Origin of the sequence: Amycolatopsis sp. NPDC050768 (assembly GCF_040654155.1) — a bacterium.
Taxonomy (GTDB): Bacteria; Actinomycetota; Actinomycetes; order Mycobacteriales; family Pseudonocardiaceae; genus Amycolatopsis.
In genome coordinates this window covers 308,679-330,758 of sequence record NZ_JBFAHL010000001.1, presented here as the reverse complement: position 1 = coordinate 330,758, position 22,080 = coordinate 308,679, and the positions used below count along the sequence as shown (strand labels likewise).

At 70.5% G+C, this 22,080-nt stretch carries 22 protein-coding genes; 12 read left to right on the top strand and 10 right to left on the bottom strand.

The window, feature by feature from the left end; translation table 11 throughout:
• Positions 1 to 142 precede the first annotated feature (142 nt).
• From AB0H62_RS01640 to AB0H62_RS01600, 9 genes are all read left to right on the top strand, one after another.
• Entirely contained in the window at positions 143 to 544 is a 402-nt protein-coding gene (locus AB0H62_RS01640; RefSeq protein WP_220246259.1) for a MerR family transcriptional regulator, read from the top strand.
• Positions 541 to 1,521 carry an aldo/keto reductase gene (locus AB0H62_RS01635; protein WP_220246260.1) on the top strand — a complete coding sequence of 327 codons (981 nt, stop codon included), beginning with the start codon at positions 541 to 543 and terminating at the stop codon, positions 1,519 to 1,521. Before AB0H62_RS01640 ends, AB0H62_RS01635 begins: the two co-directional genes overlap by 4 nt.
• A gap of 65 nt (positions 1,522 to 1,586) precedes the next feature.
• A complete protein-coding gene (locus AB0H62_RS01630; protein ID WP_220246261.1) occupies positions 1,587 to 2,588 on the top strand; it encodes an aldo/keto reductase in 1,002 nt (333 codons plus the stop codon).
• Between the two features lie 157 nt (positions 2,589 to 2,745).
• Entirely contained in the window at positions 2,746 to 4,302 is a 1,557-nt protein-coding gene (locus AB0H62_RS01625; protein ID WP_360583525.1) for an NAD(P)-binding domain-containing protein, read from the top strand.
• Positions 4,303 to 4,305: 3 nt separating this feature from the next.
• The gene (locus AB0H62_RS01620; RefSeq protein WP_360583523.1) at positions 4,306 to 5,349 is read left to right on the top strand and encodes an alpha-hydroxy acid oxidase; all 1,044 of its coding nucleotides are present in this window, start codon (positions 4,306 to 4,308) and stop codon (positions 5,347 to 5,349) included.
• Entirely contained in the window at positions 5,346 to 6,728 is a 1,383-nt protein-coding gene (locus AB0H62_RS01615) for a cytochrome P450 (RefSeq protein ID WP_360583521.1), read from the top strand. The genes AB0H62_RS01620 and AB0H62_RS01615 overlap by 4 nt, the downstream gene beginning before the upstream one ends.
• Positions 6,728 to 8,008: a cation:proton antiporter gene (locus AB0H62_RS01610; RefSeq protein ID WP_220246265.1), complete on the top strand. Its 1,281-nt coding sequence runs from the start codon at positions 6,728 to 6,730 to the stop codon at positions 8,006 to 8,008. The genes AB0H62_RS01615 and AB0H62_RS01610 overlap by 1 nt, the downstream gene beginning before the upstream one ends.
• 87 nt (positions 8,009 to 8,095) lie before the next feature.
• Entirely contained in the window at positions 8,096 to 8,743 is a 648-nt protein-coding gene (locus AB0H62_RS01605; protein WP_360583519.1) for a response regulator transcription factor, read from the top strand.
• Between the two features lie 2 nt (positions 8,744 to 8,745).
• Positions 8,746 to 9,924, top strand: coding sequence for a HAMP domain-containing sensor histidine kinase (locus AB0H62_RS01600; protein WP_220246267.1), 1,179 nt, complete (start codon positions 8,746 to 8,748; stop codon positions 9,922 to 9,924).
• Between the two features lie 92 nt (positions 9,925 to 10,016).
• Here the strand turns inward: AB0H62_RS01600 and AB0H62_RS01595 are convergent, their stop codons facing one another.
• Positions 10,017 to 10,853 carry a class I SAM-dependent methyltransferase gene (locus AB0H62_RS01595; protein ID WP_360583517.1) on the bottom strand — a complete coding sequence of 279 codons (837 nt, stop codon included), beginning with the start codon at positions 10,851 to 10,853 and terminating at the stop codon, positions 10,017 to 10,019.
• A 157-nt stretch (positions 10,854 to 11,010) separates the two neighbouring features.
• Between AB0H62_RS01595 and AB0H62_RS01590 the strand changes: the two genes are divergently transcribed.
• Both AB0H62_RS01590 and hisS read left to right on the top strand, forming a co-directional pair.
• The gene (locus AB0H62_RS01590; RefSeq protein ID WP_360583515.1) at positions 11,011 to 11,394 is read left to right on the top strand and encodes a hypothetical protein; all 384 of its coding nucleotides are present in this window, start codon (positions 11,011 to 11,013) and stop codon (positions 11,392 to 11,394) included.
• Positions 11,395 to 11,424: 30 nt separating this feature from the next.
• A complete protein-coding gene (gene hisS, locus AB0H62_RS01585) occupies positions 11,425 to 12,720 on the top strand; it encodes a histidine--tRNA ligase (protein WP_220246270.1) in 1,296 nt (431 codons plus the stop codon).
• A 113-nt stretch (positions 12,721 to 12,833) separates the two neighbouring features.
• Here hisS and AB0H62_RS01580 read toward each other — a convergent pair whose 3' ends face one another.
• The 8 genes from AB0H62_RS01580 to AB0H62_RS01545 all read right to left on the bottom strand — a co-directional run bounded on the left by AB0H62_RS01580 (position 12,834) and on the right by AB0H62_RS01545 (position 20,077).
• Positions 12,834 to 13,628 carry an alpha/beta hydrolase gene (locus tag AB0H62_RS01580; protein WP_360583513.1) on the bottom strand — a complete coding sequence of 265 codons (795 nt, stop codon included), beginning with the start codon at positions 13,626 to 13,628 and terminating at the stop codon, positions 12,834 to 12,836.
• The gene (locus tag AB0H62_RS01575) at positions 13,625 to 15,292 is read right to left on the bottom strand and encodes an FAD-binding dehydrogenase (RefSeq protein WP_360583511.1); all 1,668 of its coding nucleotides are present in this window, start codon (positions 15,290 to 15,292) and stop codon (positions 13,625 to 13,627) included. The genes AB0H62_RS01580 and AB0H62_RS01575 overlap by 4 nt, the downstream gene beginning before the upstream one ends.
• 2 nt (positions 15,293 to 15,294) lie before the next feature.
• Positions 15,295 to 15,915, bottom strand: a complete 621-nt coding sequence (locus AB0H62_RS01570; RefSeq protein ID WP_360583509.1) for a TetR/AcrR family transcriptional regulator — start codon at positions 15,913 to 15,915, stop codon at positions 15,295 to 15,297.
• Positions 15,916 to 16,048: 133 nt separating this feature from the next.
• Entirely contained in the window at positions 16,049 to 17,197 is a 1,149-nt protein-coding gene (locus AB0H62_RS01565; RefSeq protein ID WP_360583506.1) for an amidohydrolase family protein, read from the bottom strand.
• A 2-nt stretch (positions 17,198 to 17,199) separates the two neighbouring features.
• Complete coding sequence (locus AB0H62_RS01560; protein WP_360583504.1) at positions 17,200 to 18,303, bottom strand: MAB_1171c family putative transporter; 1,104 nt, start codon at positions 18,301 to 18,303, stop codon at positions 17,200 to 17,202.
• On the bottom strand, positions 18,300 to 18,824 hold the full coding sequence (locus tag AB0H62_RS01555) for a hypothetical protein (protein WP_360583502.1): 525 nt from the start codon (positions 18,822 to 18,824) through the stop codon (positions 18,300 to 18,302). Before AB0H62_RS01555 ends, AB0H62_RS01560 begins: the two co-directional genes overlap by 4 nt.
• Complete coding sequence (locus AB0H62_RS01550; RefSeq protein WP_220246275.1) at positions 18,821 to 19,225, bottom strand: helix-turn-helix transcriptional regulator; 405 nt, start codon at positions 19,223 to 19,225, stop codon at positions 18,821 to 18,823. Before AB0H62_RS01550 ends, AB0H62_RS01555 begins: the two co-directional genes overlap by 4 nt.
• Positions 19,226 to 19,624: 399 nt before the next feature.
• Positions 19,625 to 20,077, bottom strand: a complete 453-nt coding sequence (locus AB0H62_RS01545; RefSeq protein WP_360583500.1) for an NAD(P)H-dependent oxidoreductase — start codon at positions 20,075 to 20,077, stop codon at positions 19,625 to 19,627.
• An 82-nt stretch (positions 20,078 to 20,159) separates the two neighbouring features.
• Here AB0H62_RS01545 and AB0H62_RS01540 point away from each other — a divergent pair, with 82 nt between their 5' ends.
• Complete coding sequence (locus tag AB0H62_RS01540) at positions 20,160 to 20,486, top strand: hypothetical protein (protein ID WP_266118302.1); 327 nt, start codon at positions 20,160 to 20,162, stop codon at positions 20,484 to 20,486.
• Here the strand turns inward: AB0H62_RS01540 and AB0H62_RS01535 are convergent.
• Complete coding sequence (locus AB0H62_RS01535) at positions 20,446 to 22,077, bottom strand: phospho-sugar mutase (protein ID WP_360583497.1); 1,632 nt, start codon at positions 22,075 to 22,077, stop codon at positions 20,446 to 20,448. The two genes, AB0H62_RS01540 and AB0H62_RS01535, sit on opposite strands and share 41 nt — an antisense overlap.
• Positions 22,078 to 22,080: the final 3 nt, after the last annotated feature.

Genomic DNA, 22,080 nt, shown 5'->3' with positions numbered 1-22,080 from the left:
CCAGGGTGTTGAGGGCTGGGCGTGAGTGGGCGGGCCGGCGTGCATTTCACGGGGGTTGACCGGCTGACCTGCGCAATCCGGGCATCACCCCACCCGATCGGGATTTGACCTGGAGCGCACTCCAGGTCGTACTGTCGAGCGTATGAGCTACTCGATAGCGGAAGCCGCACGACGTAGCGGCCTGTCGATCGACACCCTTCGGTACTACGAGCGGATCAAGCTCCTGGACCCGCCGGCCCGCGACGCGGCGGGGCGACGCGCGTATTCGGACGACGATCTGAACTGGCTCGGGTTCCTCACCAAGCTGCGGCTCACCGGCATGCCCATCAAGAGCATGCGCGAGTACGCGTCACTGCGGCGCCACGGCGTCGCGAGCGCCGGGCGCCGCAAGGCGATCCTCGTGGAGCAGCGCCAGTCGGTAGCCGACCGGATCGCCGAGCTCCAGGGGTGCCTGGACATTCTGGATTACAAGATCAGTAACTACGACCAGGTGGAACGCAAGGTCCTCGGCCACGTGTCCGCCATGGAGGAGATCTCCGCGTGATCGCTACGAGGAAACTCGGTGAGCTGGAAGTAAGCGCCCAGGGACTGGGCTGCATGGGAATGAGCCAGGCCTACGGCGTGCGCGACGACGACAGCGAGTCGATCGCCACCGTGCACCGCGCGCTGGAGCTGGGTGTGACGCTGCTGGACACGGCCAACGTGTACGGGGCGGGGGAGAACGAGAAGCTGGTCGGCCGCGCGATCGCGGACCGGCGCGACCAGGTGGTGCTGGCCACCAAGTTCGGCATCGTGTGGAAGGACGGCGGCATGAGCGCGCGCGGCGACGCCGCGTACGTGAAGCAGTGCTGCGACGAGTCGCTGCAGCGCCTGGGTGTCGACCACATCGACCTCTACTACCAGCACCGTGTGGACCCGGACACGCCCGTCGAGGAGACGTGGGGCGCGCTGGCCGAGCTCGTGGCTGCCGGAAAGATCCGCTACGCCGGGATTTCCGAGGCGAACGCCGACACGATCCGGCGCGCCCACGCGGTGCACCCGGTCACGGCGCTGCAGAGCGAGTGGTCGCTGTGGACGCGCGGCATCGAGGACGAGATCCTCGCGACCTGCCGTGAGCTGGGCATCGGCGTGGTGCCGTTCTCGCCGCTCGGCCGCGGTTTCCTGACCGGCGCTGTGACGTCGGTCAAGGACCTGCCCGAGGACGACATGCGCCGCGGGATGCCGCGCTTCGCCGACGGCAACTTCGAGCAGAACATGGCCATTGTGGACGCTTTGCGCGCGCTGGCCGAGGCGAAGGGCGTGACCGCCGGGCAGCTCGCGCTCGCGTGGGTGCAGGCCCAAGGCGACGACGTGGTGCCGATCCCGGGCACGAAGCGCCGCAAGTACCTCGAAGAGAACGTCGCCGCGGCTCAGCTGCAACTGTCCGAAGAGGACATCGCGGCGATCGAGCAGGCGGCTCCGGCCGGCGCCGTGGCCGGGGCGCGCTACCCCGAGCGGCTCGCGCGCGCGGCCGGCAAGTAAATCCTTTCCGTGAAGGGCCCCTGGGACTCCCGGGGCCCTTCACAGACCGAACTCCAGGAGAAAACATGGCTGGGTCGACGCTGCCTGCCCGCCGCCTCGGCACGCTCGAAGTGAGCGCGCAGGGCCTCGGCTGCATGGGGATGAGCGAGTTCTACGGAGAGGGTGACGACACCGAGTCGATCGCCACCATCCACCGCGCGCTGGAGCTTGGCGTGACGCTGCTCGACACCGCCGACATGTACGGCATGGGGGCCAACGAAGAGCTCGTCGGCCGCGCGATCGCCGACCGGCGCGAGAAGGTCGTGCTGGCCACGAAGTTCGGCTTCGTGCGCGACCGCGAGGACCCGAGCAAGCGCGGGGTGCGCGGCGACGCGGAGTACGTGCGCGAGGCCGTGGAGAACTCGTTGCGGCGCTTGGGCATCGATCACATCGACCTCTACTACCAGCACCGCGTGGACCCAGACGTCCCCATCGAGGAGACGGTCGGGGCCATGGCCGAGCTGGTGCGGCAGGGCAAGGTGCGCCACCTGGGCCTGTCCGAGGCCGGCGCCGAGACGATCCGCCGCGCCCACGCCGTGCACCCGATCTCTGCCGTGCAGACGGAGTGGTCGCTGTGGTCGCGCGACATCGAGGACGCCGTGGTGCCGGCGTGCCGGGAGCTCGGCATCGGCCTCGTGCCGTACTCGCCGCTGGGCCGTGGGTTCCTGACCGGCAAGTTCACCTCGGCCGCCGACTTCGGTGAGGACGACTTCCGCCGCCAGACGCAGCCGCGCTTCGCCGAGGGCAACCTCGAGAAGAACCTCGCGATGGTCGAGGCGCTGCGCGCACTGGCCGAGCGGAAGGGCGTGACCGCGGGGCAGCTCGCGCTCGCCTGGGTGCAGGCCCAAGGCGACGACGTGGTCCCGATCCCGGGGACGAAGCGGCGCAAGTACCTCGACGAGAACGTCGGCGCCGTCGCGCTCGAACTGTCCGAAGAGGACATCCGAGCGATCGAGACGGCCGTGCCCGCCGCCGAAGTGGCCGGCAAGCGTTACTCCGAGACGGCGATGAAGCTCCTGTCACGCTGAGCCACCTGACCGTGAAGGGCACCTTGCGGGACGCTGGTTCCCCCGAGGTGCCCTTCACGGATTTTCGCCCACCCGCTGATCGGGATCTCTGAGCCTTTTCTGAGATCTCGGGTTCAGGCTGTCGGCCGTCAGGCGAAGATCGAGGCTGGAGGCCGGTGTGGTGGACGACGTTCTGGACTATCTGGTGGTCGGCGCGGGGCCCGCGGGCCTGCAGCTCGGCCGGCAGCTCGAACAGGCGGGTCACCGCTACCTCTTGCTCGAAGCCGGCCCCACGCCGGCCACGTTCTTCACGAGGTTCCCGCGCCACCGCACGCTGATCTCGGTGAACAAGAAGCACACGGGCTGGACCGACCCGGAGCTCAACCTGCGCGTCGACTGGAATTCACTCCTCGACGACGGTCCCGACCCCCTGTTGTTCACCGACTACAGCGCCGAGCTCTTCCCGCCGGCCGAGACGTTCGTGCGCTACACCGCCGACTACGCGGCGAAGCACAAGATCGCCATCCGCTACGGCACCCGGGTGACGCGGATCAGCCGTGACAAGGAAAGCGCTCTCTTCACGATCACCGACGGCGACGGAGTCGCGTTCACCACCAAGCGCCTGATCATGGCGACCGGTGTGACGAAGCCGTACATCCCCGACGTTCCGGGCATGGAGCTCGTGGACCAGTACGCAGACTTCGACACCGACCCCGCGCAGTTCACCAACAAGCGCGTGCTCATCCTCGGCAAGGCCAACTCGGCCTTCGAGACCGCCGACAGCATCAACGCGTACGCGGCCGTGCTGCACGTGGCCGGTCCGCGCCCGGTGAAGCTCGCCTGGCGCACGCACTTCGTCGGCCACCTGCGCGCGTTCAACGCCGGCGTGCTCGACATGTACCAGCTCAAGCTGCAGCACGCGATCCTCGACGGCGACGTGCGGGAGATCCGCAAGGACGAAGACGGCTACCACGTGAAGTTCGCCTTCGCCCGCGCCGACGAGGTCGTGAAGGAGATCCGCTACGACCGCGTGATCGCCGCCACCGGCTTCCGCTTCGACGCCTCGATGTTCGACGAGGACTGCCGCCCCGAGCTCACGATCAACGACCGCTTCCCGGCGCAGACGTCGTCGTGGGAGTCGGTGAACGTGCCCGGCCTGTACTTCGCCGGCACGATCACGCAGGCCCGCGACTTCAAGAAGGCCACCAGCGGGTTCATCCACGGCTTCCGCTACGGCGTGCGCGCGCTGTCGAAGGTGCTCGAAGAGCGCTACCACGACAACGAGTGGCCGCAGACCGTGCTCAAGGCCGAGACCGGCGAGCTGGTCGACGCCGTGCTCAAGCGGATCAACCGGACCTCCGGGCTGTTCCAGCAGTTCGGTTTCCTCGCCGACATCCTCATCGTCGAGGGCGGCCAGGCCCGCTACCTCGAAGAGATGCCGGTGGCCCGCTTCGCCGACTCTCCGCTCAACGGCGCCGAAAACGCCTTCCTCATCACGCTCGACTACGGCCCGGACCACGACAAGGTCGACCCGTTCGACTTCACCGTGAAGCGCGCGAGCCAGGACGTCGCCAACGACAACGGCGAGGGCCACTACCTGCACCCGATCGTCCGCCACTACCGGCGCGGCGAGCTCGTGGCGACCCACCACGTGACGGAGAACCTCGAGAACGAGTGGGACCGCCCCGTGCACGTGGACGCGCTCACGAAGTTCTTCACCGACCAGCTGGCCTGACCCGTGCGCACGATCGCGGAACTCGAAGCCGCGGCGCGCGAGCGGCTCGACCCGGCGCACTACGACTTCTACGCGGGTGCCGCCGGCGACGAGCTGACGCTGCGGGCCAACGAAGAGGCGTTCTCCCGGCGTGTGCTCGTGCCCCGCGTACTGCGGGGCGCGGCCAAGCGCGACCTCGCGACGGAGCTGGTCGGCTCGCCGCTGTCGATGCCGGTGCTGGTGTCGCCGACGGCGTTCCACCGGTTGGCGGACACCGACGGCGAACTGGCGACGGCGAAGGCGGTCGCGAAAGCCGGCACGGTGCTGGTGGTGAGCATGGCCGCGACCACGGCCGTGGAGGACATCGCCGACGCCGCGCGCCAGGCCGCGGCCGACCCGGCGCTGTGGTTCCAGCTGTACTTGCAGCCGGACCTGGAGTTCACGGAGTCCGTGGTGCGCCGGGCCGAACGCGCGGGCGTGCGGGCGTTCGTGGTCACGGTCGACTCGCCGGTGTTCGGCCGGCGGGAACGCGACCACCGCAACGGCTTCCACGACCTGCCGCCCGGGCTGGTTGTGGAGAACCTGCGCGACGGTTCGGGCCGTGTGCGCGACATCGAGATGTCGGCCGAGTTCACGTGGGAGCACGTGGCGTGGCTCAAGCGCACGACGGCGCTTCCCGTGCTGCTCAAGGGAGTGCTGCACCCGGACGACGCCCGCCTCGCGGTCGGGGCCGGCGTCGACGGGCTCGTGGTGTCGAACCACGGCGGCCGTCAGCTCGACACCGCCGTGTCTACTGTGGACGCTTTGCCCGCGCTGGCCGAGGCCGTGGCGGGCGCGATCCCGCTCGTGCTCGACGGCGGCGTGCGGCGGGGCACCGACGTGGTGAAGGCGCTCGCGCTGGGCGCCACCGCCGTCGGCGTCGGCCGGCCCGTGGTGTGGGGCCTCGCCGCGGCGGGTGAGGAAGGGGTGACGGAAGTGCTGGAACGCCTCCGGGAAGAGACCGACCACACGCTCGCGCTGTGCGGGGCCGCCGCGCTCGGCGACCTGACCGCGGACCTCGTCCGATGAGGCGGCTGCTCACGGCCGCGCTGGCGGCTGGGCTCGTCGGTTCGCTGCCGAAATGGCTGCCCGGCCGCGTGGTCGCGTTGCGGGTGAAGATCTTCGCGCTGGTCAACGGCGACGAAGGCCTGCCGATCCCCGGCGAGCGCGTGGGCGTGAAGAACTTCCGCCGCGTGTACGCCGACCCGGCGGCCAACGGGCGCAGCAAGGGCGCGGCGCTGTCGGACCTGTTCTGGTACTGGCTCGCGCCCGGCCCGGAGGTCCACCAGGAGCACCTGGAGGCGGGGCCGCGCTACGACGAGGTCGCCAAGACCACGCGCCATATCCTCGTGAAGACGCGCGCGGAGTCCGAAGAGCTCACGCGCCGCGTGGCCGAGCACGTGCTCGACGGCCTGGAAGTCGGCGACGGCCGGCTGATCCGGCTGCGCGACGAGATGATGCCGATCTGGGCCGAGCTGTACTACGAGCTCGTGTTCGGCGAACCGTGCCCGCCCGAGGCGCGCGACCTCATCGTGGGCCACGCCGACGACGTCGTGTCGGCGCTGAAGTGCGTGCGGCCCCGCAACATGCGCCGCCGCGCGAAGCTCACGAAGTACCTGCGGCGTCGCCTCGGCGACATCCCGCACGCGCTGCCGACCCGGCTCACGCGCGACGAGCAGGTGTTCTACCTGCAGGGCACGTTCTTCAATACCGCCGTGGTGCAGATGTCGGAGGCGATGGCGCACCTGCTGATGATCATCGCGCAGCACCCGGACGTGCAGCGGCGGCTGGCGGCCGACCCGGACGACGACGAGTACCTCGACCGCGTGATCGACGAGGGCCTGCGCACCTACCCGCTCTTCGGCATCGCCCACCGCATCACCACCGGCGACATCGAGCTCGACGACACGACGATCGACGCCGGCACCGTGCTCCTGTTCAGCTACCCCGACTTCCACCACGCGGGCTTCGAGCGGCCCGACGAGTTCGACCCGTCGCGCTGGGAGCCGCCGGTCGGGTGCCCGGCGCACGCAGCAGGTTCCAGCAAAGCGCCCGCCAAGAAGGACGTGAACTTCCTGCCCTTCGGCGTCGCGCAGAACCGCGCGTGCCCGGCCCGCGGGCTGGCGCCGATCACGATGCGCGTGGTGACGCGGGAGTTCCTGCGCCGCTACTCCGTCGTGTCGAGCGCGGCCCACACGCGCTCGATCCCCAACCGCGGCCCGGTGTTCCTCACCCCGCGCGGCTCGGCGCGCTCGACCCGCGGCCCGCTGGCGTACCTCGCCGTGCGCGATCGCTGGGAAGACGTGTGGCGCAGCCTCGCCCAGCTCGTGTTCGGCACCTACATGGTGCTCGACGCGCGGCAGAAGCGTTTGTGCGTGAACTACTTCGCGAACCACGGAGGCGAATGATGACCGCGTCAGAGGCGGCTCCCGCGTTTTTCCTCGCGGCGGTGGTGATCCTGGTGGTGGTGCGGCTCGTGACCATGCTCGCCGTGAAGCTCGGGCAGCCGCCCGTCGTCGGCGAGATGGTGTCGGGGGTGCTGCTCGGGCCGTCGCTGCTCGGGCTCCTGCTGCCGGGCGTCCAGTCGTACCTGTTCCCCGACACCGTGCGCACGCTCGTGTACCTGGGCGGGCAGATCGGGCTCGTGCTCTACATGTTCGGCGCGGGCTACGAGTTCCGCACCAAAACGGTGCGGGAGTCGTCGAAGCTGGTGGCCGCCGTGTCGAGCGCCGGGACCGGGATTCCGCTCGTGCTGGGGATCGGCGTCGCCGTGGTGGGCACGGGCTGGGTCGGCATCACCAAGCCGGGCGTGTCGCCGGTGGTGTCGGCGGCGTTCGTCGGGGTCGCGATCGCGATCACGGCGTTCCCGATGCTCGCGCGGATCATCACCGAACGCGGCCTGACGAAAACGCGCTTCGGCTCGCTCGCGCTGGCGTGCGGTGCGGTCGACGACGTGCTCGCGTGGATCCTGCTGGCGGTGGTCGTCGGCATGCACGCGGGCTCGGCCGGGCCGATCGCGCTGGCGCTGGGCGGCGGCGTGGTGTTCGCGCTGTTGGTGTGGATCGTGGCGCGGCGGGTGTTCTCGAAGATGTTCGCCAGCCCGCGGATGTCGGTGGACCAGCGGCTGCTCGTCACCGCGATGATCCTGTTCGCCGCCGCGTGGTTCACCGACACCATCGGGCTTTACGCGGTGTTCGGCGCCTTCGTCACCGGCATCGCGTTCCCGCGCGGCGAAGCGGCCGACGCCGTGGTCTCGAAGCTGCTGCCGGTGGGCAACGTCGTGTTCCTGCCGCTGTTCTTCACCTACTCCGGCCTGAACACGCGGTTCGCGCTGCTGGCCGACCCGAACCTGCTGCTGTTCGCCCTGCTGTGCGTGGTGGTGGCGATCGTCGGGAAGCTCGGGGCGTCGTGGGGCGCGGCGCGGCTGGCGGGGGAGCCGCAGCCGGTCGCGTTGCGGATCGGCGTGCTCGTGAACGCGCGGGGGCTGATGCAGCTGATCGCGCTGAACGTCGGGCTGCAGGCGGGCATCGTGTCGCCGGCGCTGTTCACAGTGCTGGTGCTCGTGGCCCTGGTGACCACGATCATGACCGCCCCGCTGCTGAGCTGGATCGACCGGCGGGATCGGAAGAAGTACTCGTCCGATCAGCTGCCGGAGTTCCTCCTTTCGGCCCAACCAGCGGGTAAATGATCGATTCCCTACGAAAGTTGAGGGTTCAATCGGCGCGCTGACTGCGAGTATGAACACGTGCACGAAGAGGCAGGAAGCGCAGCCCGAGTGCTCCTCGTGGAGGACGATCGTGAACTGGCCGGAATGCTGTCCGAGCTGCTCACCGGCGAGGGCTACGAGGTCGAGCTCGCCCACGACGGCCAGCGCGGCCTGCACCGTGGCCTCACCGGCCACCACGACGTGATCATCCTCGACCGGCGGCTGCCGGTGATGGACGGGCTCGAGGTGCTCGCCGGGCTGCGGCGCCGGGCCGTGACCGCGCGCGTGCTGGTGCTTTCGGCGCTGGGCGAGCTGGCCGACCGCGTCCACGGTCTCGACGCGGGCGCCGACGACTACCTGGTGAAACCGTTCGAGACCGACGAGCTGCTGGCCCGGCTGCGCGCGTTGTGCCGGCGGGACCTCGACGGTGCCGAGTGCCTGCCGCTCGGCACCGCGGCGCTCGACCTGCTGCGCCACGAGGTCGTGCTGCCCCGCGGGGAGCGTGTGACGTTGTCGGGGCGCGAGTTCGAGCTGCTGCGCACGCTCGCGCAGCGGCCGAAGGCCATCCACCCGCGGGAGGCGCTGCGCACCCACGTGTTCGCCGACTCGACGGGGGAATCCATTGTGGACACCTACGTGTACTACCTGAGGCGCAAGCTGGGTCGCGAGGTGGTGAAGACCGTCCACGGCCTGGGTTACCAGATCGGGGCCATGTGACGGTGATCGTCGATCCCGACACGCGGGCGCTGCGGCGCGCGCGGCGGACGATCGCGAGCCAGATCGCCGTGGTGATCACGCTGGTCGTGCTCGCCGCCGGCGCCATCGCGTACTGGGTGCTGGTGCACGGCCAGGGCGAGGAGGTCGACCGGCAGATCGACTACACGCTGGCCCAGGGCCTGTCGGCGACGCCGCCGGGCTGCGTGTTCCTGGTGACGCCGGCCGGGCACGTGCCCGCGGCGTTGCCGTTCGTGCCGCCGCCCGCGCCCACCGTGCCGCCCGGCGGTTCCGTGACCACGGAACAGGAACTGGCCGGCTCGACGTTCACGGTCCGCGCCGTCGACCACGGCGGCCAGGTGTGGCAGGTCTTCGTCGACCAGCGCTACCAGGCCGCCGACCGGCAGCAGCTGCTGATGGGCCTGGTGATCGCGGAACTGGTGGTACTGCTGGTTTCCGTCTTCAGCGGCTTCGTCCTGGCCGCGCGCGCGATCCGGCCGCTGGGCGAGGCGTTGCGGCGCCAGCGCACCTTCGTCGCCGACGCGTCGCACGAGCTGCGCGCGCCGCTCACCCGCCTGCACACGCGCGCGCAGCTGCTGGCGCGGCGGGCACGGGTGTCGCCGGTGCCCTCGGACGACCTGGACCTGCTGGTCTCCGGCACACGCGAGCTGGGTGAAGTCGTGGAGGACCTGCTGCTGTCGACGCAGGCGTGCAACGAGCGGCCATTGCTGGAGCCGGTGGAGCTCGGTCTGCTGGCCGAGCAGGCGGTGGAGGCCGAAGCCGTGCGCGCGGGGGACCGGCGCGTGCGGATCGAGGTGCGCCGTTCGCCGGGACTGCTCGACGTGGTGCCGGGCGTGCCGGCGGCGTTGCGGCGGGTGCTGTCGGCTTTGCTGGACAACGCGATCGGCCACACCCCGCCCGGCGGGTCGATCGAGGTGACGCTGGAGAACCCGGACGACCGGCACGTCGAGATCCGCGTCGCCGACACCGGAGTCGGCTTCGCGCAACGGGATGCGGAGCGGCTGTTCGAGCGGTTCGCCCACGGCGGCCAGGGTGAGGGCCGCCGGTTCGGGCTCGGTTTGGCGCTGGTGCACGAAGTCGTGACGGGCCACGGCGGAACCATCGCCGCGGCGGGGGTTCCGGGCGTCGGGGCGACGTTCACGCTGAGGTTCACGAGGGCCTGAGCGCCAGCGGCCGGCGCCCCTGAACCCGGCTGCTCCGCCTCCCACCTCACGCCCGGCAACTGCGATCGATCTCGTTCCCGAGCCGTCCGCGACTACGCGCCACCACCCACCAGCCGAGTAGCAGCAACGTTGATCCCCATCGCCCACGGCACCAAGCCATCCACCGCGAGCGGTTCGACCTCCGCCAGGAACCTCTCCCGCAACTCGGCCACCTCATCCTTCGGCACCACGGACAACTCGTAGAACGTCTCCGCGTTGTCCTGCCATACCGCCAGCGGGGTACTGCGGTGCCGGATGGTGATCCGCTCCCACGTCACCGGCGCGAACCCCACCGGCCCGAGGATCTCGTCGAGACCCTCCCTGGTCCGACTGCGCTGATCACCGAACCTCGGCAACAACCCTTGCCCGCGAGCAGCCCGAAAGAGCGGCAGGGCGAGCGACCGGAACACCTCGAGGGCAGCACTTTCCTCGGCACCACCGCTTCCCACCGCGATCGCGAACCGCCCACCGGGCACCAGCACTCGCGCCGCTTCCGCCGCAACTTGATCCGGCTCGCTCATCAGCATGAACGCCATGTGCGACACCACCGCATCGAACGACTCGTCTTCCCAGGGCAGCTCCTGTGCCCGACCGACGCGAAGATCCGCGTGCTGCAGCTCCGGCCGCCGGCGTGCGAACGCGAGCTCGTTCACCGAAAGATCGATCCCCGCCAACCGCTGCGCTCCGTGATCGGCGAACACGGACAGCAGCTCCCCGTCCGCGCACCCGAGGTCGAGCACCCGATCGGCGTCGCCGACGCGGTCGGCGAACGCCTCATACGCCGTGCGGCCGTCCGGAGTCAGGACTTCGCGAATGCTCACCGACTGCTTGCCAGGGTCACGGTCGTGAAAGGTCCGGAGGAACTGCTCGACGGAAGGCCGTGAAGTCATCGGTCGACCCTATTCGCCGGGACGACGACCGAATCTCACCGCCGCGCCGCCGCCGACGTCGAACGGGCGCGCCGGTAGGCGTTGCGAAAGGCGTAGCGTGACAGTGTTTTAAAACGGTGTTATGGTTACTTCCAGAACGCTCTGGGAGGAGAAAGCCATGCACGGACCGGTCCAGCTGTTCACCGTCATCGCCCTCGTGTCGCTGCCCACGGTGATGTACGGCGGCTACGCGCTGATGGGGCTGCTCAAGCGCGGGGTGCTCAACGACCGGCAGAAGAGTTTCTTCCGCGCCGGCCACGCGCACGCCGGGGTGCTGCTCGTACTCGCGCTGGTGGCGTTGCAGGTGCTCGACCGCAGCGGGCTGTCGGATTCGCTGCGGTGGGTGGCGTGCTTCCTGCTGCTGTTCGGCGTGCTGGCGCAGTCGGGCGGGTTCTTCCTGGCGATGCTGCGCACGCGGGTCGGCATGTCGATCACCACCGCCGGAGCCGTGCTGCTCGGCGCGGCCGTGCTCATCACGGCGTACGGGGTGGCCTTCCTTTAACGGCTGGGCACGGTCGTTAAGCTTGATGACGTGCCTGAATACCTGTCGACCGCGCCTGTCAAGGGGACCCGAGACTTCGTCCCCGCCGAAATGTCCGTTCGCACGCAGGTGTTCGGCCATCTCTACGACGTCCTGGAGCGCTACGGCTTCCTCCGCTACGACGCTCCCGTGCTGGAGCCCGCCGAGATCTACGAGCGGAAGTCGGGCCAGGAGATCGCCGACCAGCAGCTCTACACGCTGACGACGAAGGGTGGCGAGCGCCTCGCGCTGCGCCCGGAGATGACGCCGTCGGTGGCCCGGATGATCGCCGGCAACGCGAAATCGCTGTCGTTCCCCGTGCGCTGGTACAGCCACCCGAACTGCTTCCGCTACGAGCGCCCGCAGCGTGGCCGCGTGCGGGAGCACTGGCAGATCAACGCGGACATCTTCGGTTCCGAGAGCGCGAACTGCGAGATCGAGATGTTCGAGCTGATCCACGACCTCATGGAGTCGGTGGGTGCGTCTTCGGACATGTTCGCCGTGCGCGTGAACGACCGGAACCTGCTGACGTCGGCGCTCATCGACGTGGTGGGCGTCTCCGCGGAGCACCTGCCGGCCGTGTTCGGCTTGGTGGACCGCTGGGAGAAGACGTCGGCGGAGGAGCACGCTTCGTCCGCCGAGGAGATCGGACTCACGGACAAGCAGTTCGAGAAGCTCACCGAGGCCCTCGGCTCCGGTGCCGCGCTGCTCGACGAGCTGCCCGCGGAGGTCAAGGAGCAGTCGAACCTGGTGCGCGTGCTGTCCAGCTCGGCCGCGAGCCTGGTGAAGTTCGAGCCGATGATCGTGCGCGGGCTGGCCTACTACACGTCCACCGTGTTCGAGGTCTTCGACACCTCGCCGAAGAACCGCCGCGCCCTCTTCGGCGGCGGCCGCTACGCCGACCTCGCCTCGCTCTTCACCAAGGAACGCATCCCGGGCATCGGCTTCGGCATGGGCGACGTCACGCTCATGGACTTCCTCGACACCCACGGCCTCACGCCCGCCCCGCGCACCGAGGTGGACGTCATGGTCATCCCGGTCACCGAGGAACTCGCCGACGCCGCTCGCCAGGTCGCGACCTCCCTGCGCCGCGCCGGCCTCCGCACGTCGACCCCGATCGAGCACCGCAAGCTCGGCAAGGAGCTCACCCGCGCCGACAAGGCCGGCGCCGCGGCCGTGGTGATCGTGGGCCAGGAGGACTGGGACGGTGGGAACGTGACCGTCCGGAGCCTGGCCACGCGGGAACAGCAGCAGGTCGCGCTGGCCGACGTCGCCGCGACCGTGGGTGGGCTGGTTACGCCGGCTTGAGTTTTTCCTTGTAGATCACCGAAAACAGCCCCGCCCGGCGAAAGCCCGGCGGGGCTGTTTTCGTGTCTCCCTCGCAGCCGCTGCAGCGGTCCCGCCCCCTCGGCGGGGCCGGGTCAGGGCTGGAGGGAGAAGGAGGCGACCAGCGAGGCGACTTCGGCCGGCTGGTCGACGAACGGGGTGTGGCCGGAATCAAGGAAGGTGACGTCGGCGCCGGCGGTGTGGTAGCGGGTGGCGGCGGAAGTGTGGTCGTAGAGGCGGTCGCGGCGGCCGAGGATCGCGAGGGTGGGCAGGCCGAGCGCGGAGATCTGCGCGTCGAGCGGGTTGGTGGCCAGGAGGCGGCGCCGTTCGGTGAGGACGGCGTGGGCCATGGCCGGGCTGGTGGCGGAGAAGTCGGCGTGGGCCTGGCGCAGCGGGGTAGGGCGCAACACGAAACCGACAGGGGCCGACGAAGCCAAACGGTGCAGCAAGCGGCCGGCGAACGGCGCCGCGAGCAAACCGTTGCCCGGCGGGAAAGTGGCGTGGCTGTAGTCCGGCGCCTGTCCGATGAGGACGGTCCGGGTCACGGTCCCCGAAAGCGAAGCCAGCGCCAGCACCACGTCGGCGCCGAAGGAGTGGCCGACGGCCGTCACGTGGCCGGCGCCGATCAGCTTCAGGGCGCCGGCCAGGGTCGTGGCCTGGGAGACGGCGTCGAGGCCCGTGTGGCCGCCCGTGCAGCCGTGGCCGCGCAGGTCGGGACGCAGCACGCGGAAGCGGTCGGCCAGCAGGGGCGCCAGGCGGTCGAAGGAGTGCAGCGAGCCGCTGAAGCCGTGCACGAGCAGCACGGCCGGCGCGTCGGCGGGGCCGTCTTCGCGCAGGTGCATTGCGACCCCGTCGACGTCGAGGACGGTGCCGGTCGTTCGCCGCGTCACTTCACCGCCCGGGCCATGGTGCGCCCGGCGGCGCGGCCGGAGAAGATGCAGCCGCCGAGGAACGTGCCCTCCAGCGCGTTGTAGCCGTGCACGCCACCGCCGCCGAAGCCCGCGACCTCGCCCGCCGCGTACAGCCCGGTCAGCGGCGTGCCGTCGGCCCGCAGCACGCGCGAGTCCAGGTCCGTCTGCACGCCGCCCAAAGTCTTGCGCGTGAGGATGTTCAGCCGCACGGCGATCAACGGCCCGTGCGCCGGGTCGAGGATCCGGTGCGGCTTCGCCACGCGCGCGACGCGGTCGCCGACGAACTTGCGCGCGTTGGCCACCGCCATCAGCTGCAGGTCCTTCGAGTACCGGTTCCCGATCTCAAGGTCACGAGCCACGATCTGGCGCTCCAGCAAGGAAACGTCCAGGGCCGGCCCGCGAGCGATCTTGTTCATCCCGTCGACGAGCGTCGCCAGATCGTCGGCCACCACGAAGTCGACGCCGTGGCGCTTGAACGCGTCCACCGGCCCCGGCGCGCCCTTCGCGGCGCGGCTGAGCAACGTCTGCTTCAGGTCCTTCCCCGTGATGTCCGGGTTCTGCTCGGAGCCCGACAGCATGAACTCCTTCTCGAGGATCGACTGCGTGAGCACGAACCACGAGTAGTCGTAACCGGTCGACAGCACGGCCTTCAGCGTCTGCAGCGTGTCGAACCCCGGGAAGTTCGGCGCGGGCAGCCGCACCCCGTTGGCGTCGAACCACATCGACGACGGCCCGGGGATGATCCGGATCGCGTGGTCCGGCCAGATCGGGTCCCAGTTGTGGATGCCCTCCACGTAGTGCCACATGCGGTCCCGGTTCACCACGCGCGCGCCCGCGGCCTCGCTGATGCCGATCATGCGACCGTCCACATGGGCCGGAACGCCGGGGATCATCGTCGCCGGCGCCGGGCCCAGCCGGTCGACGGGCCAGTTCTGCCGCACCAGTTCGTGGTTGTGGCCGATGCCGCCGGAGCTCACCAGCACCGCCGGCGCCGACAGCTCGAACTCACCGGCGGCGACCCGTGAAGACTTCTTGCCCCGCGGCAGATCACTCGGCTCCAGCACGGTCCCGCGCACACCCGTGACCACGCCGTCGGTCTCCACCAGCTCGTCGACCTGGTGCCGGAACGCGAAGCGCACCTGGCCGCGCTGCTCCGCCGCCAGCACCGGCTCGGCGAACACCCGCACCACCTCGGGCCCGGTGCCCCACGTCAGGTGGAACCGCGGCACGGAGTTGCCGTGCCCGCCCGCCTTGCCGCCGCCGCGCTCGGCCCAGCCGACCAGCGGCGTCACGCGCAGGCCCAGCTCGTGCAGGTAGTCGCGCTTCTCGTACGTGGCGAAGCGGACGTACGCCTCGGCCCACTTGCGCGCCCACAGGTCCTCGTCCTCGCGGTCGAAGCCGGCCGAGTCGAGCCAGTCGCGCAACGCCAGCTCGTAGGAGTCCTTGATCCCCAGCCGGCGCTGCTCGGGGCTGTTCACGAACAGCAGCCCGCCGAGAGACCAGAACGCCTGGCCGCCCAGGTTCGCGCGGTTCTCCTGGTCCAGCACGAGCACGCGGCGCCCGGCCTTCACCAGCTCGTGGGTCGCGACCAGCCCGGCCAGGCCGGCGCCGACCACGATCGCGTCCGCTTCGAAGGCGTCCAACCTCAAGTCTCCTCGGTGTAGGCCGTGATCACCTGTACGCACAGGTCACGGCGCCGCTGCCACACGAGCGGGTTGTCGGGGTCCATCAGGCATTGCACGCTGGTGCCGTCGTGCATCGCGACGAGCGCCTGGCCCAGCGCCACGGGATCGGGGATCGAGCGGCCGGCCCGCGCGAGCAGCTCGACCATCAGCGGCATCAGCGCTTCGGCGATGGCTTCCTCGCGCGCGGTCATCACGCGCCGCAGGCTGGGGTTGCGCAGGGCGTGGGCGGTGAACTCGGCGCTCACGCGGAACCACGCGTCGTCCACGGGGATCGCGGGCAGCACGCGCTCGACGACCGCCCGCACGTCGGGCAGATCGACCGGCGTGAACGCGTCGAACGCCGCGCGCACGGCCGCGATCATCGCCGCCGACCGCCCTTCCCACATGGCCAGGAACAGCTCGTCGAGCGAGGCGAAGTTCGAGTAGAACGCACCGCGTGTGTAGCCCGCGCGCTCGCAGATCTGCTCCACTGTGGACCGTCCGAAGCCCTCTTCGGCGAACACCGGGAGAGCGGCTTCGAGCAGGCGCCGGCGGGTCTCCGCGCGACGGCGCGGCACGCGGTCCGCCGTCGGTTCGATCATCAGGCCTCCCGCTTTCGATACGCCAGCGTACTCAATGCACCGACGTATCGAAAGGGAGCGTGAGCAAGGTCAAGATCGACCCTGTTCAGTAACTAAGTACTTCAGCAACCCAGTACTTCAGTAAGCGCGCAGCTCAGGAAGCCGCGACGCCCCGCGCCATGACCAGCAGTGGCTTGCCCAGCGCCGCCAGTTCGGCCAGCGGGTCACCGTCGACCACCAGCAGGTCGGCCGCCAGCCCGGGCTCCAGCCGGCCTGTGACCGAGCCCAGGCCGAGGCCCGCTGCGCTGTCCTCGGTGGCGATCTCGAGGATTCGCCGCCGTGAGAAGCCGAGCCATTCGTACAGCTCGAGCGCGCCCACGGGGTCGTCGAACGTCGAGCCGGGCAGGCCCGCGTCGGTGCCCGAGAGCAGGCGCACACCGTGTTCCTCCAGCCACGGCAGCCGCCCGTAGACGCGGCGTGCGAGGTCCTCGCCCATGCGCTCGACCATCATCCGCCAGTTGCGGCTGCTCGTGGAGCACGCCGAGACGCCGCCCTTGGCCATGCGGCGCGCGACCTCCGGGCGCAGGTCGGTCTGCTGCGGGCCGGTCATGAACGTGCAGTGCTCGATCGTCGAGACGCCGGCCTCGACGCAGTCGGCGATCGCGTCGGCGCCGTGGGCGTGCGCGGCGACCGGCAGTCCGCGCCGCGCGGCCTGCGAGACGACCACGCCGAGCTGCCGCGCGTCGAACTGCGACTCCCACATCTCCGCGCCACCGGGCGTGATCTGGCCGCCGCCCGCCATCACCTTGATCACGTCGGCGCCCGCGGCCGCGTTGGCGTCGATCCGCGCGCGGATCTCGGCGTCGGAGGAGACCACGCCGCCGAAGAAGTGGCAGTGTCCATCCGGGACGGTCATCGGCGGCCCGGCCGCGAGCACCCGCGGTCCGCCGGCCGGCTTCACCACGGTGCGGCCGCCGAGGTCGCGTACGGTGGTGACGCCGCTGCGCAGCAGTTGCCCGAGCCGTTCCTCCGCACCGTTCGCGACATCGGTGTCATCACTGGCCAGGAAGTTCGGCAGCATCTCGCGCGTGGCGTCGAAACACAGGTGCACGTGGGAGTTGAACAGTCCCGCCAGCACGGTCGCGTCCGGGAAATCGCGCACCACGGGGTCGACGGCCGCCGCGGCCACCTCGTCGGGCCGACCGACCGCGACAATCTCGCCGTCGCGCACCAGCACGGCGCCGCCGTCGATCGGGGTCGAGGGCCGGGGCAGCACCCGGGCCGCCGTGATCAGGGTGTCCACGTTCAGTTTTCCTTTCCCACAAGCGTTGCCGACAGCGACAGCAGCGGCCGTACGTCCGATTCCAGGTCCGCGCCGCCGCCCGGCAGCACGAGCTTGGCCCGCCCGTCGCTCACCTCACCTGAGGCCTGGCGGGCCAGCGCGGTCCGCAGTGCCGCGGCCGCGGCGGACGGATCGTCGGCCGCGAGTGAGGCCAGGTCCGTCTCCAGGTACGGGCTCAGCTGCACCAGCCCGTCGCGGATCTCGATCACGCGCCGGTAGTAGCGGCGGTGCACGGCGAACCGGTCGCGCAGGCCGTTGCCCGGCGGCGTCCGCAGCACGATGCTCGGGTAAGCCGCCACCAGGAGTGTCCACAGTGGAGCGAGGCGGTGGTGGTCGGCCCGGTGCCGGCGCCGCCGGACCACAGCCGCCACGCGAGCCCGCACACCGGGATAGGTGATGCCCGCGAGGAACAGCACGCTGCCGAGGATCACCAGAGGCACCCCGAGCCACAGCAACGCCGGCACGGCCACGTCGAACACCCACGCCACCACCAGGTACAGCGCCCGCAACACGCTGCCGGCGGCCGCCGCGAGGAGGCTCGCCGCACCGATGCGCAGGCCCGTGCGCAGGTGCGGGTCGGCCACGCGCTGGTAGCGCACGATCCACACCGCGCACGCCGTGATCGCGTAGATCAGGTACGCCCCACCACTGAAGTAGAACAACGCGATCCCAGGCTCGTGCACCGTGTCCGGCCCGAGGGCGGCACCCCGCAGCGGCACCGGCGTGATCGCCAGCGCGAACGTCATCACGGCGATCGCGGCGGCCAGCGGCACGAGCTCCAGCGCGACGCGGCGCGCCTGGCGCGGGCCGAGCGCGGAGCCGAGGAAGAAGATCAGCAGCGAGCAGACGCCGCACGAGAGCAGCACGTTGTTCGCCAGCCGCGCGCCACCCGGGGCGGTCAGGCCGTCGAACCACGTGGTGACCCCGCGTTGCTGGGCAAGGAACGCCAGCGCGAACGCGGCGATGGTGACCGTGACGGCCCAGTTCGGCAGCCGCGGCGAGCGCACCAGCTGGTAGACGCGCCAGGCGAGCGCCGCGGTGAAGAGGGCGAAGAAGGCAGCGGTCACAGCCAGCCCTGGTGGTCGCCCAACGTGCCTTGGATGCGCCGCAGGTCGTGGTCGGCCGCGGCGCGCGGGATCGTGTAGTTCAGCACCGACGCCCACTCGAGGATGATCGTGGCCACCGTCTCGGCCTCCCACTCGTGGGCCTCGTCGTAGGAGGTGCGGCGCAACGCGCGGCGCACGGTGTCCCCGTCGAGGCTTTCCACGGCCGGGCCCCGCAGGAAATCGGCCGGTTCCGCGTCTCCGCCCGGTTCGTGGTCGGCGAGCAGGTGGCCGAGCTCGTGCAGGATGATGTGGTCCTGGTGGGCTTTCGTCGTTTCCTGCTGGAAGAAGATGTAGTCGGCCGAGGCGGTCGCGATCCAGCAGCCGAACGGGCCGGGCACTTCGAGCGGGTAGGCCATGAGCCGGATCGCGCGGCCGCGGCGCTCGCCGAGGCGTTCGCAGAGCTGCCCGACGTCGAGCGGCGGCCTGATGTCGAGGTCCTTCAGCAGCCGCCGGCAGCGTTTGCGGAGTTCGCGTTCCTTCACGGTCCGCTGTGGCCTTCCCGTTCGGCGCGCTCATAGCGCTCGACGAGGTCGAGCAGGTCCATGACCTGACGGCGGCCCTGCGGCGAGAGCTCCTGCGCGCGCATGGCCATCAGCTTCGCCTCGACGGCCGGCGCGTCTCCGGAGACGCGCTCGTCCTCGTCGTCGAAGAAGTACGTGACCGGCACCCCGAACAGCTTCGCCAGCGCCTCGACGTAGTGGATCTTCGGGTTGATCCGCTTTCCGGTCGCCAGCTGCTGCAGGTACGCCGGCGACATCGCGGGCCCGCCCGTGCGCTCGATCGCCGCCGACATCTCCCGGTAGCTGTGCGGTGCGCGGCCGTCCGCCCGGGACGAGTCGATGAGCGTGCTCAGCTTCTCCGCGAAGGTGCGTTGCCGTGGCATCACCGCCCCTTTCCCCTTGTCCGGATAGTACTGTGCCGTCTGTTACCAATCCGACCACAGCCACGGCGGGAATGGTTGCCAGACGCGAGAGCGCCCGGCTCGGTGCCCGCCTACTTTTGGCCGGATCGGTAACGGCGTGTCTACTGTACGCACCTGTTGACACCGCCTGTATGCAGTGGTTTACAGTGGCCGCGTCCCGCTCCGGACACGTCCGCACTCTGGGGGTGTTCGGAACCCGGAGCGGGATCTTGTCCTGCGCCTGGCTCGCCGTGATCAGCCATTTGTAGTACGCTTGAGTGGTCAAGGTTGATCGCCTCGTAGCGAACCCTTGATCTGGCCTGTTGCCGGAGGTCGACCCCCAGGGCTTCCGGTGACAGGCCCCTTTATTTTCTGGGCCGGTCAGCCCATGAGTGTTGCGGCCACCGTCGCACCCAGCTCCTGCAACGCTTCCAGCGCCGCCTTGTCCGGTTCCCCCGTGAGCAGTACGGGGTCCGCGACCTGTGTCCAGCCCAGCCCCGTGGTGATCGACGCGAGCTGGCGCGCGGTGCCGGCCGTGTCGTTGTTCCCGTGCACGTACGCGCCGAACGGACGGCCGCGCGTCGAGTCGAGGCACGGGTAGTAGACGGTGTCGAAGAAGTGTTTGAGGGCGCCGCTCATGCTGCCGAGGTTCGCGGGGGTGCCGAGCAGATAACCGTCGGCGGCCAGCACGTCGGCCGCGGTCGCGCCGAGCGCGGGGCGGCGGACGACGTCGACGCCTTCGATGTCCGGGTGCTTCGCGCCGGCGAGCACGGCTTCGAACATCGCCTGCATCGACGGCGAAGGGGTGTGGTGCACGAGTAACAGCGTGGCCATGACCGCAGCCTGCCACTTGTGCCCGTGTCCACGCGCGGGCAGGCTGGGTCCGGTGATGGGGGAGAGACTGCGGCCCCGTCTTGTGGTAGCCGCAATCGTACTGCTCGGCTTGGCGGGGCTCGTCAGCACGCTCGCGCTGGTTTTCGCCGTGTTCACCGACGCGATCTTCGCGCCCCACGGCTGGACCAGCGAGATGGACCGGCTGTGGCCGTGGATGGTGCCCGCGGTGGTCGGCCTGCTCGCCGCCATCCTCTCGCGGCGGCGGGAGTTCATCGCGGCGTTCGTGGTGCTGCTGCTGGTCGACGTCGTCGGCCTGTTCGGACCGACCCTGCTCGGCCGCGACGTCGAACCGGGGCCCCCGGTCCCGGTCAGCTCAGCAGCATGTTTATGTCTTCCCGCACCGCGCTGAGGCGAGTGGACGCGGTTTCCCGCGCCGCCGCGAGGTCACCGGTCACCGGCGTGACCACCTGCAGGTAGGCCTTCAACTTCGGCTCGGTGCCCGACGGGCGGATCACCACACGCAGGCCGTCGCCGCGCAGCCGCAGCACGTCGGCGTCGGGCAGGAGGTCTTCCTGCTTGACAGGTGTGCCGCCGAGTGTCACCGGCGGCTCGGCGCGCAGGCTCGCCATCAGCTTGCCGCGCACGGCAAGGTCGGTGACCCGCAAGGAAACCTGGTCCGTCAGGTGCACGCCGTGGCCGGTGGCGATGTCGTCGAGCACGTCGAGAGGCGTGCGGCCCTCGGCCTTGAGCGCCGCGGCGAACCCGGCGGCGAACACGGAGGCGGCGATGCCGTCCTTGTCCCGCACGAAACCCGGGTTCACGCAGAGGCCGAGCGCCTCCTCGTAGGCGAAGATCAGGCCTTCGCCCGCGCGCACCAGCCACTTGAAGCCCGTGAGCGTCTCGGCGTAGCGCGCGCCCGCGGCCTTCGCCAGCTCGCCGAGTAGCGAGGACGACACGATGGTGGTGGCCACGAGCGGATCGGGATTGTCCGTTGTGGACAGCAGGTGTGAGCCGAGCAGCACGCCCGTCTCGTCGCCGCGCAGCATGCGCCACTCGCCGTCGCGGCCGCGCACGCCGAGGGCGCAGCGGTCGGCGTCCGGATCGAGCGCCACGGCGAGGTCGGCGTCCACTTTGGACGCGAGCGCCAGCAGCAGGTCGGTGGCGCCGGGTTCCTCGGGGTTGGGGAACGAGACGGTGGGGAAGTCGGCGTCGGGCCGCGACTGCTCGGCGACGAAGTGCACGTCGGTGAACCCGGCTTGCGTGAGCGCCGTTTCCAGCGTCGCCGCGCCGACGCCGTGCAGCGCGGTGGCGGCGATCCGCAGCTCGCGCTCCGGGCTTCTGGGCAGGTTCGCGACGTCGGCGAGGTACGCGGCGCGCGGGTCGACGACCTCGGCCCCGGGTGCGCGCGGCACGTCGACCGCGGCGGGCGCGGCCTGGATGGCGTGCTCGATCTCGCCGTCGGACGGCGGCACGATCTGGCCGCCGGTGCTGTCGTAGAGCTTGTACCCGTTGTCCGCGGCCGGGTTGTGCGACGCGGTGATCTGGATTCCGGCGATCGCGTCGTAGTGCTTCACCGAGTACGCGAGCAGCGGCGTCGGCAACGGCAGCGGCATCGTCTTCACGGCGAAGCCCGCCGCGGTAAGCACTTCGGCGGCCGCCTGCGCGAACGCTTCCGACCCGTGCCGCGCGTCGCGCCCGACCGCGACCACGCCACCCGCGAGGCCCTTTTCGGTGAGCCACTGCGCCACGCCCGCGGTGGTCCGCGTGACGACGGCGACGTTCATCCCGTTCGGCCCCGCCCGCACCGGCCCGCGCAACCCGGCCGTGCCGAACTCGAGCGGTCCCGCCATCCGGTCGGCGACGTCGTCGGCCGCGGTGGCGTCGCCGGCGAGGGCGCGGTCGAGCACTTGCCGCAGCTCCTCGCGCGTCGACGGGTCGGGGTCCTCGGCGATCCACCGGTAGGCGGCATCGCGCAGCTCGGGAGTAATCGTGTTCTGCACCGG